At 74.3% G+C, this 19087-nt stretch carries 18 protein-coding genes and 1 tRNA gene; 11 read left to right on the forward strand and 8 right to left on the reverse strand.

Annotated features, from left to right (window positions below; translation table 11 throughout):
* The first annotated feature begins 8 nt into the window (after positions 1-8).
* From C5507_RS12660 to nudC, 3 genes are read left to right on the forward strand one after another with little or no spacing between them, the layout of a single operon-like run.
* The gene (locus tag C5507_RS12660) at positions 9-1319 is read left to right on the forward strand and encodes a M16 family metallopeptidase (RefSeq protein WP_104528886.1); all 1311 of its coding nucleotides are present in this window, start codon (positions 9-11) and stop codon (positions 1317-1319) included.
* Complete coding sequence (locus C5507_RS12665; RefSeq protein WP_104528887.1) at positions 1316-2689, forward strand: M16 family metallopeptidase; 1374 nt, start codon at positions 1316-1318, stop codon at positions 2687-2689. The genes C5507_RS12660 and C5507_RS12665 overlap by 4 nt, the downstream gene beginning before the upstream one ends.
* Positions 2686-3576, forward strand: a complete 891-nt coding sequence (gene nudC, locus C5507_RS12670) for an NAD(+) diphosphatase (protein ID WP_104528888.1) — start codon at positions 2686-2688, stop codon at positions 3574-3576. Before C5507_RS12665 ends, nudC begins: the two co-directional genes overlap by 4 nt.
* Before the next feature lie 3 nt (positions 3577-3579).
* Here the strand turns inward: nudC and C5507_RS12675 are convergent, their stop codons facing one another.
* The 3 genes from C5507_RS12675 to C5507_RS12685 form a co-directional block, all read right to left on the reverse strand.
* On the reverse strand, positions 3580-4134 hold the full coding sequence (locus C5507_RS12675) for a nucleoside/nucleotide kinase family protein (RefSeq protein ID WP_207225815.1): 555 nt from the start codon (positions 4132-4134) through the stop codon (positions 3580-3582).
* A gap of 95 nt (positions 4135-4229) precedes the next feature.
* Positions 4230-4832: an ANTAR domain-containing protein gene (locus C5507_RS12680; RefSeq protein WP_104528890.1), complete on the reverse strand. Its 603-nt coding sequence runs from the start codon at positions 4830-4832 to the stop codon at positions 4230-4232.
* 6 nt (positions 4833-4838) lie between these two features.
* On the reverse strand, positions 4839-5105 hold the full coding sequence (locus tag C5507_RS12685) for a mycoredoxin (RefSeq protein ID WP_104528891.1): 267 nt from the start codon (positions 5103-5105) through the stop codon (positions 4839-4841).
* A 180-nt stretch (positions 5106-5285) separates the two neighbouring features.
* Between C5507_RS12685 and C5507_RS12690 the strand changes: the two genes are divergently transcribed.
* The 4 genes from C5507_RS12690 to C5507_RS22690 all read left to right on the forward strand — a co-directional run bounded on the left by C5507_RS12690 (position 5286) and on the right by C5507_RS22690 (position 8502).
* Complete coding sequence (locus C5507_RS12690) at positions 5286-7280, forward strand: ATP-dependent helicase (protein ID WP_104528942.1); 1995 nt, start codon at positions 5286-5288, stop codon at positions 7278-7280.
* 191 nt (positions 7281-7471) lie between these two features.
* Positions 7472-7780 carry a hypothetical protein gene (locus C5507_RS12695; protein WP_104528892.1) on the forward strand — a complete coding sequence of 103 codons (309 nt, stop codon included), beginning with the start codon at positions 7472-7474 and terminating at the stop codon, positions 7778-7780.
* 291 nt (positions 7781-8071) lie between these two features.
* Complete coding sequence (locus C5507_RS23505; RefSeq protein WP_278044324.1) at positions 8072-8287, forward strand: WhiB family transcriptional regulator; 216 nt, start codon at positions 8072-8074, stop codon at positions 8285-8287.
* 50 nt (positions 8288-8337) lie between these two features.
* Entirely contained in the window at positions 8338-8502 is a 165-nt protein-coding gene (locus tag C5507_RS22690; protein ID WP_165400459.1) for a hypothetical protein, read from the forward strand.
* 144 nt (positions 8503-8646) lie between these two features.
* On the opposite strand, the gene C5507_RS12705 is transcribed toward C5507_RS22690, so the two are convergent.
* The 3 genes from C5507_RS12705 to C5507_RS22695 form a co-directional block, all read right to left on the reverse strand.
* Complete coding sequence (locus tag C5507_RS12705; RefSeq protein ID WP_242611140.1) at positions 8647-9969, reverse strand: ABC1 kinase family protein; 1323 nt, start codon at positions 9967-9969, stop codon at positions 8647-8649.
* 66 nt (positions 9970-10035) lie between these two features.
* Positions 10036-11151: a ThiF family adenylyltransferase gene (locus C5507_RS12710; protein WP_104528945.1), complete on the reverse strand. Its 1116-nt coding sequence runs from the start codon at positions 11149-11151 to the stop codon at positions 10036-10038.
* Positions 11152-11317: 166 nt separating this feature from the next.
* A complete protein-coding gene (locus C5507_RS22695; protein ID WP_012950213.1) occupies positions 11318-11470 on the reverse strand; it encodes a DUF5679 domain-containing protein in 153 nt (50 codons plus the stop codon).
* A gap of 410 nt (positions 11471-11880) precedes the next feature.
* Between C5507_RS22695 and C5507_RS12715 the strand changes: the two genes are divergently transcribed.
* Positions 11881-12471, forward strand: coding sequence for a M48 metallopeptidase family protein (locus tag C5507_RS12715; protein WP_207225813.1), 591 nt, complete (start codon positions 11881-11883; stop codon positions 12469-12471).
* A gap of 141 nt (positions 12472-12612) precedes the next feature.
* On the opposite strand, the gene C5507_RS12720 is transcribed toward C5507_RS12715, so the two are convergent.
* Positions 12613-13965, reverse strand: coding sequence for a zinc-dependent metalloprotease (locus C5507_RS12720; protein WP_104528893.1), 1353 nt, complete (start codon positions 13963-13965; stop codon positions 12613-12615).
* A gap of 130 nt (positions 13966-14095) precedes the next feature.
* Between C5507_RS12720 and C5507_RS12725 the strand changes: the two genes are divergently transcribed.
* The 3 genes from C5507_RS12725 (at position 14096) to C5507_RS12735 (ending at position 18462) form a co-directional block, all read left to right on the forward strand.
* A complete protein-coding gene (locus C5507_RS12725) occupies positions 14096-15118 on the forward strand; it encodes a YlbL family protein (RefSeq protein ID WP_104528894.1) in 1023 nt (340 codons plus the stop codon).
* Between the two features lie 236 nt (positions 15119-15354).
* The gene (locus C5507_RS12730; protein ID WP_242611380.1) at positions 15355-18309 is read left to right on the forward strand and encodes a UPF0182 family membrane protein; all 2955 of its coding nucleotides are present in this window, start codon (positions 15355-15357) and stop codon (positions 18307-18309) included.
* A 76-nt stretch (positions 18310-18385) separates the two neighbouring features.
* Positions 18386-18462 (forward strand) — tRNA-Met (locus tag C5507_RS12735).
* 49 nt (positions 18463-18511) lie between these two features.
* Here the strand turns inward: C5507_RS12735 and C5507_RS12740 are convergent.
* Positions 18512-19087: a hypothetical protein gene (locus C5507_RS12740; RefSeq protein ID WP_130504251.1), complete on the reverse strand. Its 576-nt coding sequence runs from the start codon at positions 19085-19087 to the stop codon at positions 18512-18514.

A 19087-nucleotide genomic window follows, 5' to 3' on the forward strand; every position in this document is an offset into this window, starting at 1 on the left:
TCGGATGCGTGACTGCAGCTGGTACCGAACTGACCCTGCGGCACCCGATCGAACGGTTCACGCTGGAGAACGGCCTGCGGGTCGTCCTCGCTCCTGACCGCAGCGTGCCGGTGGTGGCGGTGAGCGTCTACTACGACGTCGGGATGCGCAACGAACCCGAGGGCCGCACCGGCTTCGCCCACCTCTTCGAGCACCTGATGTTCCAGGGGTCGGCCAACGTCGCGAAGATGGAGCACGCCCGCCTCGTCCAGGCCGCCGGCGGCACCTTCAACGGGTCCACGCACCAGGACTACACGAACTACTTCCAGGCGCTGCCCGCCGAGGCGCTGGAGCGCGCCCTGTTCCTCGAGGCCGACCGCATGGCGGCGCCGGCGATCACCGAGGAGAACCTCCGCAACCAGATCGACGTCGTGAAGGAGGAGATCCGGGTCAACGTGCTCAACCGGCCCTACGGCGCCTTTCCCTGGCTGCAGCTTCCCGAGATCGCCTTCGACAGCTTCGCCAACACCCACGACGGCTACGGGTCCTTCGTCGACCTGGAGTCCTCCACCGTCGACGACGCCACCGACTTCTTCTCCCGGTACTACGCCCCGGGCAACGCGGTGCTGTGCATCGGCGGTGACCTCGACGTCGGCGAGACCGAGAAGCTGGTCCGCCGCTGGTTCGGGCCCGTCCCGGCGCGCGACGTGCCACCCCTCCCGCCCACCGGCGAGCCGTCGCCCACCACCGTGCGCTCCGCCGTGGTCGAGGATCCGCTGGCCCCCGCCCCGGCGCTGGCGCTCGGCTGGCGGGTGCCCGACCCGGTCGGCGACTTCGACACCTACCTCGGCTCCGTGCTGCTGGCCGAGGTCCTCAGCGAGGGCGACGCCTCGCGGTTGGAGCGCCGGCTCGTCCACGGGGACCGGATCGCGATCGCCCAGAGCAGCTACGTGGGCATGTTCGGCGACCCGTGCGACGTCCGCGACGCCACCCTGTTCACCACCCAGGTCCACCACCCGGCCGGCGTCCCGGCCGAGCGGGTGACCGCCGCGGTGCACGAGGAGATCGCCCGCATCGCGGCCGACGGGGTCGACGCCGAGGAGCTGCGCCGGGTCCAGGCGCGCACCGAGGCCCAGCTGCTCCAGCAGGCGGACTCGATCCTGGGCCGCACGCTGTCCTTCGCGGCCGCCGAGCTCATCCACGGGCGCGCCGAGCTGGCCGGTGAGCTGGCCGCGCGGCTCGCCGCGGTGACCCCCGAGGCGGTGCAGGTCGCCGCCCGCGGCCTGGATCCAGGCACCGTCGCCATGCTCGAACTGCGACCGGCAGGGGGCGCCCGATGACCGGCAGCCGGCCGAACCTCATCCCGCCGCTGGGCGAGCCCCGGCCGCAGCCGGTGCCCGTCGCCGAGGAGACGACGCTGCCCAACGGCCTGCGTCTCGTCGTCGTGCCGCGCCCGGGTGTGCCGCTGGTGGAGCTGCGGCTGCGCGTGCCGTTCGCCGCGGCCAACGCACGCAACGCCGGGGTGCACGCCGCTCGCGGCGCCGTCCTCTCCGGGGCGGTCCTGCTCGGCACGCAGCAGCACGACCAGACCGGGATCGCGCAGCTGCTGCAGAGCCACGGCGCGGAGATGTCGGTGGCCACCGACGCCGACCGGCTGCTGTTCGCCACCACGCTGCTGCCCACCGGGCTGGGCCCGGTGCTCGGCGTCCTCGCCGAGCTGCTCACCGCGGCCTCCTACCCGGCCGGTCAGGTCGACGGCGAGCGGGACCGGCTGGCCGAGCGGATCGCCATCGCCCGCAGCCAGCCGGGCACCATCGCCCGGTCGGCCCTGGCCACCCGGCGGTTCGGCTCCCACCCGTACGCGATCGGGCTGCCCGACGCCGAGCTGGTCTCGGCCGTGCGCGCACCTGCCCTGCGGCGGCTGCACCGGGAACGGGTGCTGCCCGCCGGGAGCATCCTCGTGCTCGTCGGCGACCTCGACCCGCGCGCCGCGACCGACACCGTCGCCGCCGCGCTCGAGGGCTGGACCGGCAGCGGCAAGGCCGTGGAGGCCCCGCCGGTCACCGAGCTGCGGCCGGCGGGCATCGAGATCGTCGACCGCCCGGGGGCGGTGCAGTCCAACCTGCGCCTGGGCGGCCCCGCGCCGCGGCGCACCGACGCCGACCTGCCCGCCGCCCGCCTCGCCGCGATGATCTACGGCGGGTACTTCTCCTCCCGGCTGGTGGAGAACATCCGCGAGCACAAGGGCTACAGCTACAGCCCGCGCAGCGCCATCGACCACCAGCGGGCGACGTCGTCGTTCCTGGTGGAGGCCGACGTGGCGACCGAGGTCACCGGCGCGGCGCTGCTGGAGACGGTCTACGAGCTGGGCCGGATCGCGCTCACCCCGGTCTCCGAGGCCGAGCTCGACGCCGCCCGCCGGTACGTCCTCGGCAGCATGGCGCTGTCCACGGCCACGCACGCGGGGCTGGCCAGCACGGTGTCGGCCCTCCTCGGCGCCGGTCTCCCGGCCGACTGGCTGCGCACGCACCAGCAGGACCTGGCGGCCGTCACCGTCGACCAGGTGCGGGAGGCGGCCGCCCGGTACCTGGCCCCGGAGAAGCTGACGACCGTCGTCGTCGGTGACGCCGGCCGGGTCGCCGACGAGCTGGGCACCCTGGCTCCGGTCACGGTCACGGTCACGGTGACCGGGAGCGGCGAGCCGGTATGACCGGCGGCGACGGGCGCCGGCCGCTGCTCTCGCGGACCGCGCACGACCGGGCCCACCTGGCCCGGTTGCTGCCCGACCCGGCACGCGGGCGGCCGGTGCGCGTCCTGACGGTCGACGCGCAGCGCACCGTCCCGGTGCAGGAGGGTCCGTCCGGGCCGGTCCTGGTCTGGGACGAACGGCCCGAGCTGCCCACCGGGGCGGTGTACCTGGGCGAGGCCGACGGCGTGCCCTACGCCGCGGTCCGCGGCGAGCGTGCGCTGACCGTCAACGGGCGGGCCGTCGACCTCTGGGCCGGCCTGCGCGACGTGGGCGCCGAGCTGGGCGACCTCGACGCCGGTCTGCTCGCCGAGGCCGTGGGCATCCTCGAGTGGCACGACAGGCACCGGTTCAGCCCGCTGACCGGCGAGCCGACCACGGTGGAGCGCGCCGGCTGGACGCAGCGCGACCCGTCCACCGGGACCGAGTTCTTCCCGCGCGTGGACCCCGCCGTGATCATGCTCGTCCACGACGGGGCCGACCGCGTCGTCCTCGGGCGGCAGGCGGTCTGGCCGCCCGGGCGCTTCTCCATCCTCGCCGGCTTCGTGGAGCCGGGGGAGTCGGCCGAGATGGCCGTCGCCCGCGAGGTCGAGGAGGAGGTCGGCCTCCGGGTGACCGACGTGCGCTACGTCGCCAGCCAGCCGTGGCCGTTCCCGCAGTCGCTGATGCTCGGGTTCGTCGCCCGTGTCGACGGCGCGCGGGAGATCCGGGTCGATCCCACCGAGATCGCGGAGGCGCGCTGGTTCACCCGCGACGAGCTGCGCACTCCCGACGGCCGGCTCGTGATCCCGCCGTCGATCTCCATCGCCCGGCACATCCTCGACCTCTGGGTGAACGACGAGCTCGGCTGATCCTCAGCCACCGAATCGGCCGGCGAGCACCAGCGCCGGCCGGTCGGGGTGGTCGGCCAGCACGACGGCGTCTGCCAGCCCTGCGGGGTCGACCTCGTCGTCGTAGCGGTCGAAGGCGGGCAGCGTCCACGCGTCCTCGGGCCGGGTCCGGCGCCGGCGGGCGGCCGGGCTCACTCGCAGGTGCACCACGACGTCCAGCACGAGGCCCACCCCCTGCAGCAGCGCTCCCGGCACGAGCACCACGGCGCCCGGGGGTGCCGGCCGGCGGGGGAGTCGCGAGGCGCGGTCCCGGGCGAGATCCCACAGCACCGGCAGGTACTCGCCGCTCCCGCCCGGTCCGAGGGGGCCGAGGACCTCGCGGTTGAGTGCTCCGACGTCCAGCCAGTCGGTGTACCGCGCGTCGGGGTCTGTCCGGCCATGCTCCAGGCGCAGGGAGGCGGGCCGGTAGAAACCGGTCGCCGGGACGACGACGGCGCCCCGCCCCAGCGCCGGCAGGCGTGCGGCGACCGCCTCGGCGAGCTGCTCGGGCGCGGCGACCTCGGGCCCGTCGACGGCCACCCGCAGCGCAGCGGCACCCGGTTCGGCGGGGGTGGCGGCCAGCAGGGCGGCGAGGCGGTCGGCCAGGGCCTCGGGGGAGAGCGGCTCCGGCCGGGTCAGGACCGGCCGTCCGCTGCGGCGACGACGTCCTGCGGCGCCGGCTGGGGCCGCAGGACGGTGGTGGGGACGACGACCGGGGCGGCAGCCCCGACGGCGGCCGACGCCTCGCCGGTCAGCCCGTCGAGCACTTCGCGGGCGAGGTCGACGACCGGGCGCCCCGCGGTGCGCGCCTGCCGGCGCAGCTCCTCGAACGCCGCGCGCAGGCTCGTCCCGTGCCGTTCGGCGAGGACGCCGATCGCCCGCTCCGTGGAGACCCGCGAGGCGAGGGCGTGCTCCAGCTGGGCGATCGTGCGCTCCAGCGCGGCGACGCGGACGTCGACCGGGTCGGTGTCGCCCGGTACGCCGGAGGGGCCGCGGGCGGACCGCCGGGCGTCGCGGTCCGGCTCGGGGAGCCCCCCCAGCTCGTCGGCCACCAGGTCGGCCAGCGTCATGCCCTCGACGACGTCCCCGACCAGCTCTCCGGTGGTCGAGCCGGGCACCGGGATGACGGCCCAGCCCCTAGCCGTGCGGGCCAGCGCCACCCCCGGGGAGCGATCGACGGCCGGGACGGTGGGGGCTGGCCCGTCGCGCTCGTCGGACGGCCGGGGACCGGGGACCACGGGTGCTCACGCCTCCGGTTGGTGCGCGAGCTGCGCCTTGACCTGGTCGATGCTCGGATTCGTCAGAGCCGTGCCGTCGGTGAACAGCAGCGTCGGGACGGTCCGGTTCCCGCCGTTGGCCTGCATGACCAGGTCGGCGGCGGACGCGTCGTTCTCGATGTCGACCTCGGCGAACTCGATGCCCTCGCGCTGCATGAGCTTCTTGAGCCGCACGCAGTACCCGCACCAGCTGGTGGTGTACATGGTGACGGCGGCGCCGGGGGTCGTGGTCATCGCGGGGAGTCTCCCTGTTCGTGCCGGGTGGGTCCAGCCCCGGTGCGGGGTGGCGTGCTGCAGTGATCGAGAACGCTGCGCCCCTGGGGATGCTTCCCGCCGGTGTCGGCACGGGCTGGGAGGATCGGCACCGGCCGACGGGGTCGGGTGCGTGGGGCGAGGCGAGGAGGGGTGGCGGCGATGTCGCAGGCGGAGGCGGAGGCCGTGCTCAGCGGCCTCGACGACGAGCAGCGCACGGCGGCGCAGGCGGTGTCGGGCCCGGTCTGCATCCTCGCCGGCGCGGGCACGGGCAAGACCCGCACGATCACCCACCGGATCGCCTACGGCGTGCACACCGGCACCTACGTCCCCGAGCAGGTGCTGGCGGTGACGTTCACCGCCCGCGCCGCCGGTGAGCTGCGGTCCCGGCTGGCCGGGCTGGGCGTCGGCGGGGTGCAGGCGCGCACCTTCCACGCCGCCGCCATGCGCCAGCTCCGCTACTTCGCCCCGCGCGTGCTCGGCGGGCCCATGCCCTCGCTGATCGAGAACAAGCTGCGGGTCGTGGCCTCGGCGGCCACCCGCAACCGCCTCACCACCGACCGCACGAGCCTGCGCGACCTCGCCAGCGAGATCGAGTGGGCCAAGACCACCCTGGCCACGCCGGAGGACTACGCGGCGCGGGCGAAGGCGGCCGGGCGGGACACGCCGTTCGAGCCGGCCGCGGTGGCGGCGGTCTACGAGAGCTACGAATCGGCCAAGCAGCGCGACGGATCGCTGGACTTCGAGGACCTGCTGCTCGTCACCGCCTACGCGCTGGAGGAGCACCAGGACGTCGCCCGGCAGGTGCGCGCCCAGTACCGGCACTTCGTCGTCGACGAGTACCAGGACGTCAACCCCCTCCAGCAGCGGCTGCTCGACGCCTGGCTCGGCGGCCGCGCCGAGCTCTGCGTCGTCGGCGACCCGAACCAGACGATCTACTCGTTCACCGGCGCCAACCCCGACTACCTGCTCGGCTTCGCCGACCGCTATCCCGACGCCGAGGTGGTCAAGCTCGAACGCGACTACCGGTCCACCCCCCAGGTGGTGGGCCTGGCGAACAAGCTCATCGGCATGGCTCCCCGGCGGAAGGGGCTGCCCGGGCTGCGGCTGCTCGGTCAGCGACCCGAAGGCGCCGAGCCCCGGTTCGCCGAGTACCCCGACGAGCCCGCCGAGGCGGCCGCGGTCGCCGCCCGCTGCCGGGCGCTCATCGACGAGGGCCTGCCCGCGGCGGAGATCGCCGTGCTGTTCCGCATCAACGCGCAGTCGGAGGTCTACGAGAACGCACTGGCCGCGGCGGGCGTGCCGTACGTGCTCAAGGGCGGCGAGCGCTTCTTCGAGCGGCCCGAGGTCCGCGAGGCCGTCCTGCTGCTGCGCGGTGCGGCGGCCGGCGGCAACGACCCCGGGATGCTCGTCCCCGCAGTCCGTGACGTCCTCGCCTCCACCGGCTGGGCCGAGCACCGGCCACCGCCGGGCGGCGCGGCACGCGACCGCTGGCAGTCGCTGGCCGCGCTGGTCGATCTCGCCGTCGACCTGGTGGCGGAGAACCCCTCGCTGGACCTCGCCGGCTTCGTCACCCACCTCGCCGAGCGGGCCGACCAGCAGCACGCGCCCACCGTCCAGGGCGTCACCCTCGCCTCGATGCACGCGGCCAAGGGCCTGGAGTGGGACGTCGTGTTCGTCGTCGGCCTCGTCGAGGGCGTGCTGCCGATCGCGCAGTCGTTCAGCAAGCCCGACGCCGTCGAGGAGGAGCGGCGGTTGCTCTACGTCGCCATCACCCGGGCCCGGGAGCAGCTGACCCTGTCCTGGTCCCTGTCGCGCAACCCCGGTGGGCGCCGCTCCCGGCCGCGCAGCCAGTTCCTCACCGGCCTCGCGCCGGAGTCCGGGCCCACCGCACCGCCCGCCCGGCGGCCGGCCAAGCGGCCCAAGGTGGTGCTCGAGGGCGAGGCCGGCGAGCTGTTCGAGCGGCTGCGGACCTGGCGCAGCCAGGCGGCGCAGTCGGCGTCGGTGCCGGCCTACGTCGTCTTCACCGACGCCACCCTGCAGGCGATCGCCGAGAGCCGGCCGGCGAACCTGCGGGAGCTGGCCGGGTTGCCCGGCATCGGCGCCAAGAAGCTCGAGCTCTACGGCGAGGACGTGCTGGCCGCGGTCAGCGGCTGAGCGGCTCCGGGCCGTCGCCGAGTGCGACGACAGGCGGGTCCCGGCACGCCCAGGAGCCCGTCCGGAGGAAGTCCGGTTAATTCGTTTGACCGGTTCTGAGCAGGACCCTATGGTCCTGACCACACGAGTTGCACCCCCGTGCGAGCCCGGCCGTCGGCCGGGACGCCGACCGAGGAAGGAGGGGCATTTCGATGATCACCACGACGTGGACTGCCCCGTCCGCCGATCTCCTCGGCCTGGGCGGCGCTGACGTGCGCACGATCGGCTCCGCCCTGTCCGGCGCCGCCGCTCCGTTGCAGGGGACCGGCCTGCCCGCTGTCGCCTGCGAGCGCACCGCTCCGGTGACCGCCTCGCTCGCCACCGCCCGCACCGACGCCCTCGTCGTCGGCCGGCGTCGCGTGCACGCGCCGATCGCCGAGCGCTTCATCGCACCCAGCTACCTGCCCACGAACGACGGCACCACCCTCGGGATCCACCCCTCGGGGAGACCGCAGAGCTAGCGCTCGACCGGTCCTCCTCGAGGCCGCGGAACCCGAACCCGGGATCCGCGGCCTCTTTGCTTCCTCCGCGGCACCCGGCCCGACTTCGGTCGGCGGGCCCCCGCCGGCCGTACCAGACGAGTACGAGGAGGAGCGGCAGTGCAGCAGACGATCGACCGCCCGACGTCCCACCGCCGACCCGGGCTCCCCCGGACCGGGGGACCGACGCCGACCTTTCCCCACCCGCCCCACCGGGGACGGCCTCGCCCGCCCCTGTCACCCGCCCCGGTGCGGCTTCCGCTGCCGTGCCGGGTGGAGGACCCCGACCTGTGGTTCGCCGAGAACCCGAGCGAGCTCGAGCTCGCCAAGGGCTTCTGCGGCGACTGCCCGGTGCGCCAGTCGTGCCTGGCCGGCGCGCTCGACCGCGCGGAGCCGTGGGGCGTCTGGGGCGGCGAGATCTTCGAGCGGGGCGCGGTCATCGCCCGGAAGCGGCCGCGTGGCCGCCCCCGGAAGGTGGTCGCCGCGTGAGCCCCGGAGCCAGTGACCGACAGTCCCTCAGCACGGGAAAGGAACCAGCGATGTACTCCATCGAGCACGAGATGGCCCGCAGCAGATTCGCCGAGCTGCAGGCCGAGGCCCAGGCCGCCACGCGCGCCCGGCGTCTCTACCTGGCGCGACGGGCCAACCGTCGGGCCGAGCGCGCGGTCCGCCGGGCCGCCCGCGCCAGCGCCGCCGTCTACTGAACACACGGCGATCCTCCGGACCGCACCGCGACCACGTGCCGTCCCCGTCACGTGGAGCGCGTCCGTCCTGCCTGCGCGGAGCCCTCCGGGCCCCACTCGGCACGACCACACCGCGACGTGGCGCAGTCCGGAGGATCGTGACGCTCAGTCCGCGAAGCCGGGCAGCCACTCCTCGAGCACCGCACGCCAGTCGGCGGCGGCGTCGAGCTGGCAGAGCACGCCGATCGACCCGATCGTCACCCGGTGGATCAGCAGGTACGCCGGCGGCAGGTTCAGCTGGCGGCCGAGGCGGTTGGCCTCGGTGCGCGGGTCGGCGATGCGCGCCGCCTGCTCCTGCATCCAGGTTCGCGTGAAGTGGAAGCGGGGTCCGGCGACCGGCTCGAGCAGCGGTCGCAGGTAGTCCAGGACGCCTTCGGGGTCGATGTCGACCCCAGGCCGCACGAAGCCCTCCGAACGGAGGTCGGCCAGCACCTCGGCGGCCCGCCCGGCCAGCGCCCAGCGCAGCAGCCGGCCGATCGGCTCCGGGTGCCCGTCGGGCAGCCGGGCGGTCGCGCCGAAGTCGATGACGCCCAGGCGCCCGTCCGGGACCAGCCGGAAGTTGCCCGGGTGCGGGTCCGCGTGCAGGAGCCCGGCGCGCTGCGGGCCCGAGAAGTGCAGCACCGCCAGCAGCCGCCCCGCGCGGTCCCGCTGCTCGCGCGAACCGCCGGCGATGATCCGGGACAGCGGCGTGCCCTCGAGCCACTCGGAGACCACGACCTTCGGCGCGCTGGCCACCACCCGCGGCACCGCGATCTCCGCGTCCCCGGCATAGGCGGCGGCGAAGGCGCGCTGCGCGTCGGCCTCCAGGCCGTAGTCCAGTTCCTCGATCACCCGTGCCTTCAGCTCGGCGATGAGCGGCTTGACGTCCAGCCCCGGGAACAGCGTCGAGAACAGGCGCGCGAACCGGGCCAGCTGGTTGAGGTCGGCCATCAGCGCGGTACCCGCGCCGGGGTACTGGATCTTGACCGCGACATCGCGACCGTCCCGCCACGTCGCCCGGTGCACCTGCCCGATGCTCGCCGCGGCCGCCGGTGCGTCGTCGAACTCCTTGAAGCGCTGCCGCCACGTCCCACCCAGCTGCTGGGCGAGGACCGCGTGCACGGTCCGCACGGGCATCGGCGGTGCTGCCTCCTGCAGCTTGGTCAGCGCCTCCCGGTACGGCGCCGCCATCTCCTCCGGGACCGCCGCCTCGAACACCGACAGCGTCTGGCCGAGCTTCATGGCCCCGCCCTTGAGCTGGCCGAGGACGGCGAAGAGCTGCTCGGCGGTGCGCTGCTGCAGCTCGGCGTTCACCGTCTCCGCCGACTGCCCGGAGAGCCGCTTGCCCAGGCCGAGCGTGGCCCGGCCGGCGGCGCCCAGGGGCAGGGACGCCAGGCGCGCGCTGCGCGCCACCGATCCCCGTGGCATCACCGGTCGCTCGTCACTCACGCGTCCTCCTCGCCGGCGACCCGCCGGAGCGGCGCCGTGTCGTGTGCGGTGAGCCCGTGAGCTCGCTCAGCGGCCCATTGTCGCCTGCCCGGAGGGCGTCGCGCCGGGAGGAGCCGGATCGTCCCCTCCCGGGGGGACCACGTCGGCGTCCATGGCGCCGCACCCGCAGGACGGATGCGCAGGCCATCGGCGCAGCCGCGGGACCAGGTCGGGTGGGCGCACCTCGACGGTGGCGCCGAGGGTCACAGGTGCGCCGGCCCCGTCCAGGTAGGCCAGCACCTGGTTGGCGGCCAGCAGGGCGGTGAGCAGGCAGGTGGCCGTCGAGCCGCTGGCCGGCGCCTCCGCCGCCGTGAGCTGGGCGGCCAGGCGTGGCCAGCGGGAGTCGCAGTCCCGCCGGTGCAGGTCGGCGCAGCGCAGGCAGCTCGTCGCACCGGGCACCACGAGGGGGCCGACGATGCCGATCTCGCCCCGGACCGTGGCCACCAGGTGCGCGCCGTCGTCCGCCCGGCCGGCCACGACCGGGTCCGACGCCGCCCACGGCCGGGTGAGCACGGTGAGGTCCGGCACGGTCCCGGGCGGAAGCGCGCGCAGGTCGGCCGCCGGGTTCACCCGGCGCACCGCATCTGCGGCGGCGAGCGCCCGCGGCCGTCCCTCGTCGTCCGCGGTCAGCCCGCCGACGACGGCATCGGCCGCCGTCACCACGCCGGTGTCGCGGACCACGACCCGCCCGACACCGCTGGCCGACAGCACGGCTGCCAGGGGTGTGCCCACCCGCGTCGCGCCGTCGACGACGACGGCGGACAGCCCGCGGGCGCGCCACACGGCCGACCGCGGCGACCGGACCGCCGCGGGAAGCTCGACGGCCGCCCGCGCGACGGCGGCCGGGCCCGCACCGACAGCGAGCAGGTCGGTGGGGTCGAGATCGGTGAGCAGGTCGGCCCGGCGCAGGGCGTCGAGGGCGGCGTCGACGAGCCGGGGGTCGAGCCCCGCACCGGCCGCCTCCGCCCGAACCGCGCGCTGGGACCGCCTGCCGTCCAGGCCCCGCAGCACCGCGGGCAGGTCCCCGGCCGGGTCGAGGAGCACCCCGTCGGTGGAGTCGACGCCCCCGACCTGCACGGTGTCCCCGTCGCCGTGCAGCAGCGGGGTGGCCGCGGGGAGCAGGGGATGGGCGTTCTCGATCACGGAGGCAGCGTCGCAGCCGCGACCGGGGGACGCGGGGTTCTCCACAGGTCCGGAACGGCGAACGGCGGCGTCCAGGCAGGACGCCGCCGTCGTGAGGTGCCGGGGCGGCCACCCTCCCGGGGCCCGCGCCGAGCGTGCGAGGCGTGGGTAGGAGGGTGGTCCTTCTTCAGGCCTTGCCGAGGATCCGGTTCATCTTGGTGCCGCAGACGGGGCAGGTGCCCTGCGCCATCCGGCGACCGGACTCGCTGACCTTGACCTCACCGTCGAAGTCGCGCTTCTCCTTGCACTTCACGCAGTAGCCGTTGTAGCTCTCCGCCACGGGATCTCCTCGTCTCCGGGGCGCTCCGGCTCGCACGCCGGGCGCCGTTGCGCGAGCACGCTACCCGGGCGGACCCCGCTCGATGCCGTCGGCGGCGTAGCCGCCCACCCGCCGCCGGGCCGTCGGTCGCACTGCGTCACCCACAGCTGTGGACAGACCTGTGGACGCGATGGGGAGGAGCAGGCGTGTCGCTGTGCGTGGCCGGGGGACGGCCGGGGGACACCTCGCGCTCCGCAGCCGTGGACGCGCCGTGGAACTGCGGGGATGCCCCCATCCGGCTTGTGGACGGGAGGGTGGCGCTCCGTCGTCACCGTCTGGAGACGCGGTCGTGTCCACCGTCCGTGCGACCTGCACCCGAGAGGGTGTCCGCGCGCAGGCGCGACGCCGGTCGGGTGTCTTACGGTTCCTCCGTGCCCGCGACCCCGCCCGATGCCACCGCCCTGCCAGAACCGGCGGACGGCGATGTCGTGGAGGTCCGGCGCAGCCCCCGCCGTCGCCGCACGGTGACCGCCTACCGGGAGATGGGGCGCACCGTCGTGCTGATCCCGGCGGCGTTCAGCCCCGCCGAGGAGCAGCGCTGGGTGGCCCAGATGGTCGCCAAGCTGCGCACTCGTGAGGAGCGCCGCAAGCGCTCGCTGGGCGGGGACAACGAGCTGATGGCCCGAGCACGATCGCTGTCGGCGGCCTACCTCGACGGGCTGGCGGAGCCGGCCGGCGTCCGGTGGGTCGACAACCAGCACCGCCGCTGGGGTTCCTGCACCCCGGCCGATCGCAGCATCCGGTTGTCCAGCCGGCTGCAGTCGATGCCCGACTACGTCGTCGACTACGTGCTGGTGCACGAGCTGGTGCACCTGCTCGAGCCGGGCCACGACGAGCGCTTCTGGGCGCTGGTCGCCCGCTATCCGCGGGCGGAGCGCGCCCGCGGTTTCCTCGAGGGCGTGGAGCTCGCCGCCACGGCCGGTGCGGCCGGGCAGGAGCCCACGCCCGACGACGTGGACTGACGGCCCCCTCCAGAGGCTCGGCCGGAGCGGGCGAGGGCTGAGGGGGAGGGGGTCCTCTTACTGCTCCCCACCGCTCGCACGCTCGCGGCGGGGCCTGCAGCAGGGCCGTTCCAGCACGTCACCCGGCCGGCGCCGGGGGTGCTACTGGTCCTCGGGCTTCTCCGGCTCGGCGTCGTCGGCGGTGAGGGCCCGCAGCTCGTCGTCCAGCCCCTGCCGGGCGACGAAGTCCAGCGGCTCGTCGAGGTCGTCGGACGTGGGCAGCAGGTCGGGGTGGGACCAGAGCCCGTCGCGGGCGTCCGATCCGTGCTGCTGCGTCATGGCGCCCCACACCGTGGCGGCGTCCCGCAGTCGTCGGGGACGCAGCTGGAGCCCCACGAGTGTGGCGAAGGTCTGCTCGGCGGGTCCACCGGAGGCGCGCCGACGGCGCATGGTCTCGGCGAGCGCCGCATGACCGGGGAGCCGGTCGGCGGCGGCCGCCGCGACGACGGTGTCCACCCAGCCCTCGACCAGGGCCAGCAGGGTCTCCAGCCGGCGGAGCGCCATCTGCTGCTCGGGCGTCTCCTCCGGCTCCAGCACCCCGCTGCCCAGCAGCCGCTGGATGCTCTCCGGGTCGCTCGGGTCGATGCCGCCCATGCCGCCGGCCATCGCCTCGTTGATGCCGCGCTCGATGGCCTCGCGGTCGATGGAGATGCCACGGGCGTAGGCGTGCACCGCGTCCTGCAGCTGCTGGCGCAGCCACGGCACGTGGGCGAACAGCCGCTGCGACGCCGCCTCGCGCAGCGCGACGAACAGCCGCACCTCGTCGGCCGGGCGGTCCAGGCCCTCGGCGAACGCGGCGAGGTTCTGCGGCACCAGCACCCCCGTGCCGGCCGGTGCGAGCGGGAGCCCGACGTCGGTGCTGGTGAGCACCTCCTCGGCCAGCTTGCCCATGGCCTGCCCGACCTGGGCGCCGAACATCAGGCCACCCATCCTGCCCATGATCCCGGCGATCGGCCCGAACGACATCGCGGCCTCCTGGGGGAGGGCGCTGGTCATGGCGGCGACGACCTTCTCGGCCAGCGGGTCGATCAGCGCAGTCCAGGCGGGCAGGGTCTGCTCGACCCACTCCACGCGCGACCACGCGGCGGTGCGCTCGATGCCGGAGGGCAGCTCGGTCACCTGGTCCAGCCACAGGTCGGCCAGCCGCAGCGACTCGGCCGCACCGGAGCGCTCGGGATCGGACGCCGGCTGGTGGCCGGCCGCCAGCCCGCTGATGGCGCCCTGGCGGGCGAGGTCCCAGTTGACGGGGCCGCCCGACCAGTTCATGAGCTTCTGCAGCTCGGCGAACAGCGGCATCTTGCCGAGCACGTCCTCGGGGGAGCCGCCGCCGGCGATGCCGCCGAACAGCGCGCCCAGGCCGAAGGGGTCACCGCCGCCCTGGTCCCCGCCGCGCCCGGGCTCCCGGCGCTCGGGGTCGCGGTCGGGCGGGCCGAATCCGAAGGGCACGTCGCTCATGGGTCCACGGTAGACGCCGGAAGGACCCCGTCCCCCTCACCGCTCGCACGCTCGCGGCGAGCCTCCGGACGGGGCCACGGGTCCGCGGGCCTCCGGCGTCCTCCAGCGGCGCGACATAGGCTCGCGCCTCGTGACCCGTCGGACCGCCGTCCTCAGCGTGGGCGCCGTGCTGCTCCTGGTGTTCGGCGTCCTCGGCACCACGGTGCCGGTGCCGTACGTCGCGCAGGTGCCCGGACCCACCTTCGACACCCTGGGCGACATCGACGGCGAGCCGATCATCTCGGTGCAGGGACGGGAGCCCGACGAGACCGAGGGCACCCTGACCCTGACCACGGTCGGCGTCAGCCGGGGCGGGCTCAGCCTCGTGCAGGCCGTGCGTGGGTGGTTCGACGACGAGGTCGCCGTCGTCCCCGAGGAGGCCGTGTACCCACCCGACCGCAGCGAGGAGGAGACCCGCCAGGCCAACCGGCAGGCGTTCATCACCTCCGAGCAGGCGGCGGAGAGCGTGGCGCTGGCCGAGCTGGGCTTCCCCCGGAAGGTCGTCGTCCGGGAGGTGCCGGCGGAGTCGCCGTCCGAGGGGCGGCTGGAGGAGGGCGACGCCCTCGAGTCGGTCGACGGGCGCCCGGTGCCGGACTCCCAGGTGCTGGCCGACGTGCTGAGCGGCATCCCGGCCGGCACGACGGTGACCGTCGGCTACACCCGGCTGGGCGAGCCGGGCACGACGACCATCACCACGCGGGCGGCCGAGGACCGGCAGGGCTCGCTGCTCGGCGTCTCGGTGCTCGACCAGCCCTCCGCCCCGTTCGACGTCGACATCGAGGTGGCCGACGTCGGCGGCCCCTCGGCCGGTCTGATGCTGACCCTCGGGATCCTCGATCTCGTCGGCGACGAGAACCTCACCGGCGGGAAGGCCGTCGCCGGCACGGGCACGATCGACCTGGAGGGCGCCGTCGGGCCGATCGGCGGCATCGGGCTGAAGATGGCCGCCGCGCGCGACATCGGCGCCGAGCTCTTCCTGGTGCCGGCCGGGAACTGCGCCGAGGCCGTGGCCGCACCCGACACCGGTGTCCCGATGGCCAAGGTGGCCACCCTCGACGACGCCCTGGAGGCGCTCGCCGACCTCCGCGCCGGACGGACGCCCGAGTCCTGCTGACCTCGGCACCCCGGCCGGACGTCCGGCCGCGCCGCCCCCGCGGCACGACGCCGTCCCCGTGGGGGAAGCTGTGCACGGTCGACGGCGACCACGGCCCGACCGGGAACCACGTGCCGCGTGGTGCGTTGTCCTGGGGAGGCCGGGGTGCACCCGGCCGTGCACCGTCCGGCCCTCGCGGCCGGTCCCACCGTGGCCCCCAGGGCCACGCCTGCAACTGAAGGAGCCCGCTCGTGGCCATGCGGCCCCCCGTGCCGGTACCGACGCTGTCGCGGCGCGCCAAGCTGGTCATCGGCGCCATCGCCGTGCTGCTGGCGCTGTTCACCGTCGTCGGGACGCTGACGAACGTCTACGTCGACTACCTCTGGTTCGACGCGACCGGCTTCACCGAGGTGTTCTGGACCGAGCTCCAGACCCGCGTGCTGCTCTTCGCCGTGGCCGGCGTGGCCACCGGCGGGCTGACGGCGCTGGCGATGTACCTCGCCTACCGGTTCCGCCCCACGTTCCGGCCGATGTCGCTGGAGCAGCAGAACCTGGAGCGCTACCGGCAGTCGCTGGAGTCGCGCCGCGGCCTGGTGCTCACCGGCATCGCCGTCGTGCTGGGCCTGTTCGCCGGCTTCACCGCCCAGGCGAACTGGGAGACGTGGCTGTCCTTCCGGAACAGCACCGACTTCGGCCGGACCGACCCGCAGTTCGGTGTCGACCTGTCGTTCTTCGTCTTCGACTACCCCTTCTACCGGCTGCTGCTCGGTTTCGGGTTCGCCATCGCGATCCTGGCGCTGATCGGCTCGCTGCTCACCCACTACATCTTCGGCGGGCTGCGGCTGCAGACGCCCGGCCAGAAGCTGACCGGGGGAGCCCGGGTGCAGCTGTCGGTGCTGCTCGGCGTGTTCGTCGCCCTCAAGGCGGTCGCCTACTGGCTGGACCGGTACGGGCTGGTCTACTCCGACCGCGGTGGCGTCTTCACCGGCGCGAGCTACACCGACGTCAACGCGCTGCTGGTGCCCAAGACGATCCTGGTCTTCGTCGCCGCGGTCTGCGCCCTGGCGTTCTTCGCCAACATCGTCGTCCGCAACTTCCTGCTGCCGGCCGCGGCACTGGTGCTGCTGCTGGTGTCGAGCCTGGTCATCGGCGTGGCCTACCCGGCGATCGTCCAGCAGTTCGTCGTCAACCCGAGCGCGAACGAGAAGGAAGCCCCCTACATCGAGCGGGCCATCGAGTCGACCCGGGTGGCCTACGGTCTCGACGACATCGACTACGTCGACTACGCGCAGCAGACCACGGGCGACGAGGTGGACCCGGACGTCGCGCTGGCCGAGCTCCGGAACGACACCGAGACGATCCCGAACGCCCGACTGCTGGACCCCAACGTCCTGACCGACACGTTCACCGCCCGCCAGCAGATCCGCAACGTGTACGGGTTCCCCGAGAAGCTCGACATCGACCGTTACACCATCGACGGCGAGACCGGTGACTACGTGGTGGCGGTACGCGAGCTGGACAGCGCCGGGCTGTCGGAGAACCAGAGCACCTGGATCAACCGGCACACCGTCTACACCCACGGGCACGGTTTCGTCGCCGCTCCGGCGAACGAGGTCGTGGCCGGCTCCGAGGGTGGCGAGCCGAACTTCACCACGGGCGACCTGCCGACCCAGGGGGACATCCCGGTCGAGGAGAGCCGGATCTACTACGGCGAGCTGATCCAGGACTACTCGGTGGTCGGGGCTCCGGAGGGCGTCGCGCCGCGGGAGTTCGACCTGCCGGAGGGCGGATCGGAGGATCGCCAGATCAACAACACGTACGAGGGCGAGGGCGGCGTCTCGGTCGGAAGCTTCTTCCGGCAGCTGACCTTCGCGATCTACTACCGGGAGCGGAACTTCCTGCTCTCCAACGCGGTGAACGAGGAGTCGAAGGTCCTCTACGTCCGCGACCCGCGCGAGCGGGTGGAGAAGGTGGCGCCCTTCTTGGAGGTCGACGGCGACCCGTACCCCGCGGTGATCGACGGCCGGGTCACCTGGATCCTCGACGGCTACACGACGTCGGACTTCTACCCCTACTCCGAGCAGATGCAGCTCGGCGAGGCGGTGGCGGACGCGCTCACGGGCACCGGCACGACCGCCCTGCCGAACCAGACGGTGAACTACATCCGCAACTCGGTGAAGGCCACCGTCGACGCCTACGACGGCACGGTGACGCTCTACGCCTGGGACGAGGAGGACCCGGTCCTCAGGACGTTCATGAAGGCGTTCCCCGGCGTGGTCGAGCCCAAGAGCGAGATGGGCGAGGAACTGATCAGCCACGTCCGGTACCCGGAGGACCTGTTCAAGGTGCAGCGGGACATCCTGACCCGGTACCACGTCGACGACCCGATCGCCTTCTACGAGGGTAGCGACCGGTGGCAGATCCCGGACGACCCGACCCGGAACGTCGAGGAGAACCAGCCGCCGTACTACATCCTGGCCCAGCGGCCGGGTGACGACGAGGCGACGTTCCAGCTGACCAGTGCGCTGAACGCCTTCCAGCGGGAGAACCTGTCGGCGTTCATCTCGGCGTCGAGCGCGCCGGAGACCTACGGCGATCTCCAGGTGCTGCAACTGCCCGGCAACACGCCGTTCCGCGGTCCGGGTCAGGTGCAGAACGCGTTCATCACCAACAACCAGGTGCGCCCCGACCTCACTCTCTTCGACAGCGCGAACTCCGACGCGGTGTTCGGCAACCTGCTGACGCTGCCGATCGGCGATGCCGGGTTGCTGTACGTGGAGCCGCTCTACGTGGAGAGCACCGGGGAGGGCGGCTTCCCGCTGCTCCAGCGGGTGCTGGTCAACTTCGGTGACCGCATCGGCTACGCCAACACCCTCTCCGAGGCGCTGGACCAGGTGTTCGGCGACGGCGCAGGGGTGGTCGCGTCCGACGCCGACGGGGTGCCGACCGAGGCGGAGGAGGGGGAGGACACCCCCGGCGTGGAGCAGCCGGCCGACCCGACCGACGTGCCGATCCCTCCGGACGGCACGGACGGTCTGCCGGCCGCGCCGGACATGGATCAGGCCGTCCGGGACATCAACGCCGCGCTCGAGGCGCTGGCCGGCGCCCAGCGGTCCGGTGACTTCGCCGGTCAGGGCGAGGCGCTGGCCGATCTGCAGGAAGCTGTGACGGCCTACCAGCGGGCGCAGCAGGAGGCCGGCGGAGGGGGCTGACGGCGGCCTCCGCGGCGGGTGGGTGCCGGGCCGCCGGCACCCACCCCCCGCGCCGGTGGTAGCCTGATCTCACCGACGCGGGGTGGAGCAGCTCGGTAGCTCGCTGGGCTCATAACCCAGAGGTCGCAGGTTCGAATCCTGTCCCCGCTACCACCACGAAGGCCCGGTCCCCCAGGGGACCGGGCCTTCGTCGTCGTCGGGGTCAGACCGTGCTGAGCCGGTCGTCGCGCTCGTCGCGCTCGTCGCGAACGGGAGCGTCCGTCCAGTCCCGCGACCACGGGTCGGACTGGCGCGGCTGGGCACTGCGCCGGTAGGGCACCGGGCGGATCCGCGTCGCGGCCGCGGCGGCGTGCGCGACCGGCTGCCCGGAGGGCCGGCGCACGGGGGCCGGGGGAGCGGGGTCGACGCCCGCCGGGCGTGCCGGCGGCGCGAGGACGTGCGCCGGCTTGCCGGGGCGGTTGCTCAGACCGGTGAAGACGTTGTTCGGACGGGTCCGGTCCTCGTCCGCCACCGGGGTGCCCGCCATCGGCCTGGCCGGGGCGGCCGGGAACGGCTCGCGCCGCGGCGGGTTCGCCGGGTCGGGGAGCCGGAGCTCGGCGAGCTCCTTCCACGTCGAGTGCCGCAGCCCGTCGACGGTGCACCGCACCCGGACGGACACGCGGCCGTCGGACGTGTGCCGCCAGCCCAGGAGCTCGCCGGAGTACCAGATCCCACGGTGGTGGATCTCGACCGGCTGCGGGTCGCCGACGAACGTGCTCGTCGTCATGTCCCCCGCCAC

It is taken from the genome of Blastococcus saxobsidens (assembly GCF_002938435.1).
Lineage (GTDB): Bacteria > Actinomycetota > Actinomycetes > Mycobacteriales > Geodermatophilaceae > Blastococcus > Blastococcus saxobsidens.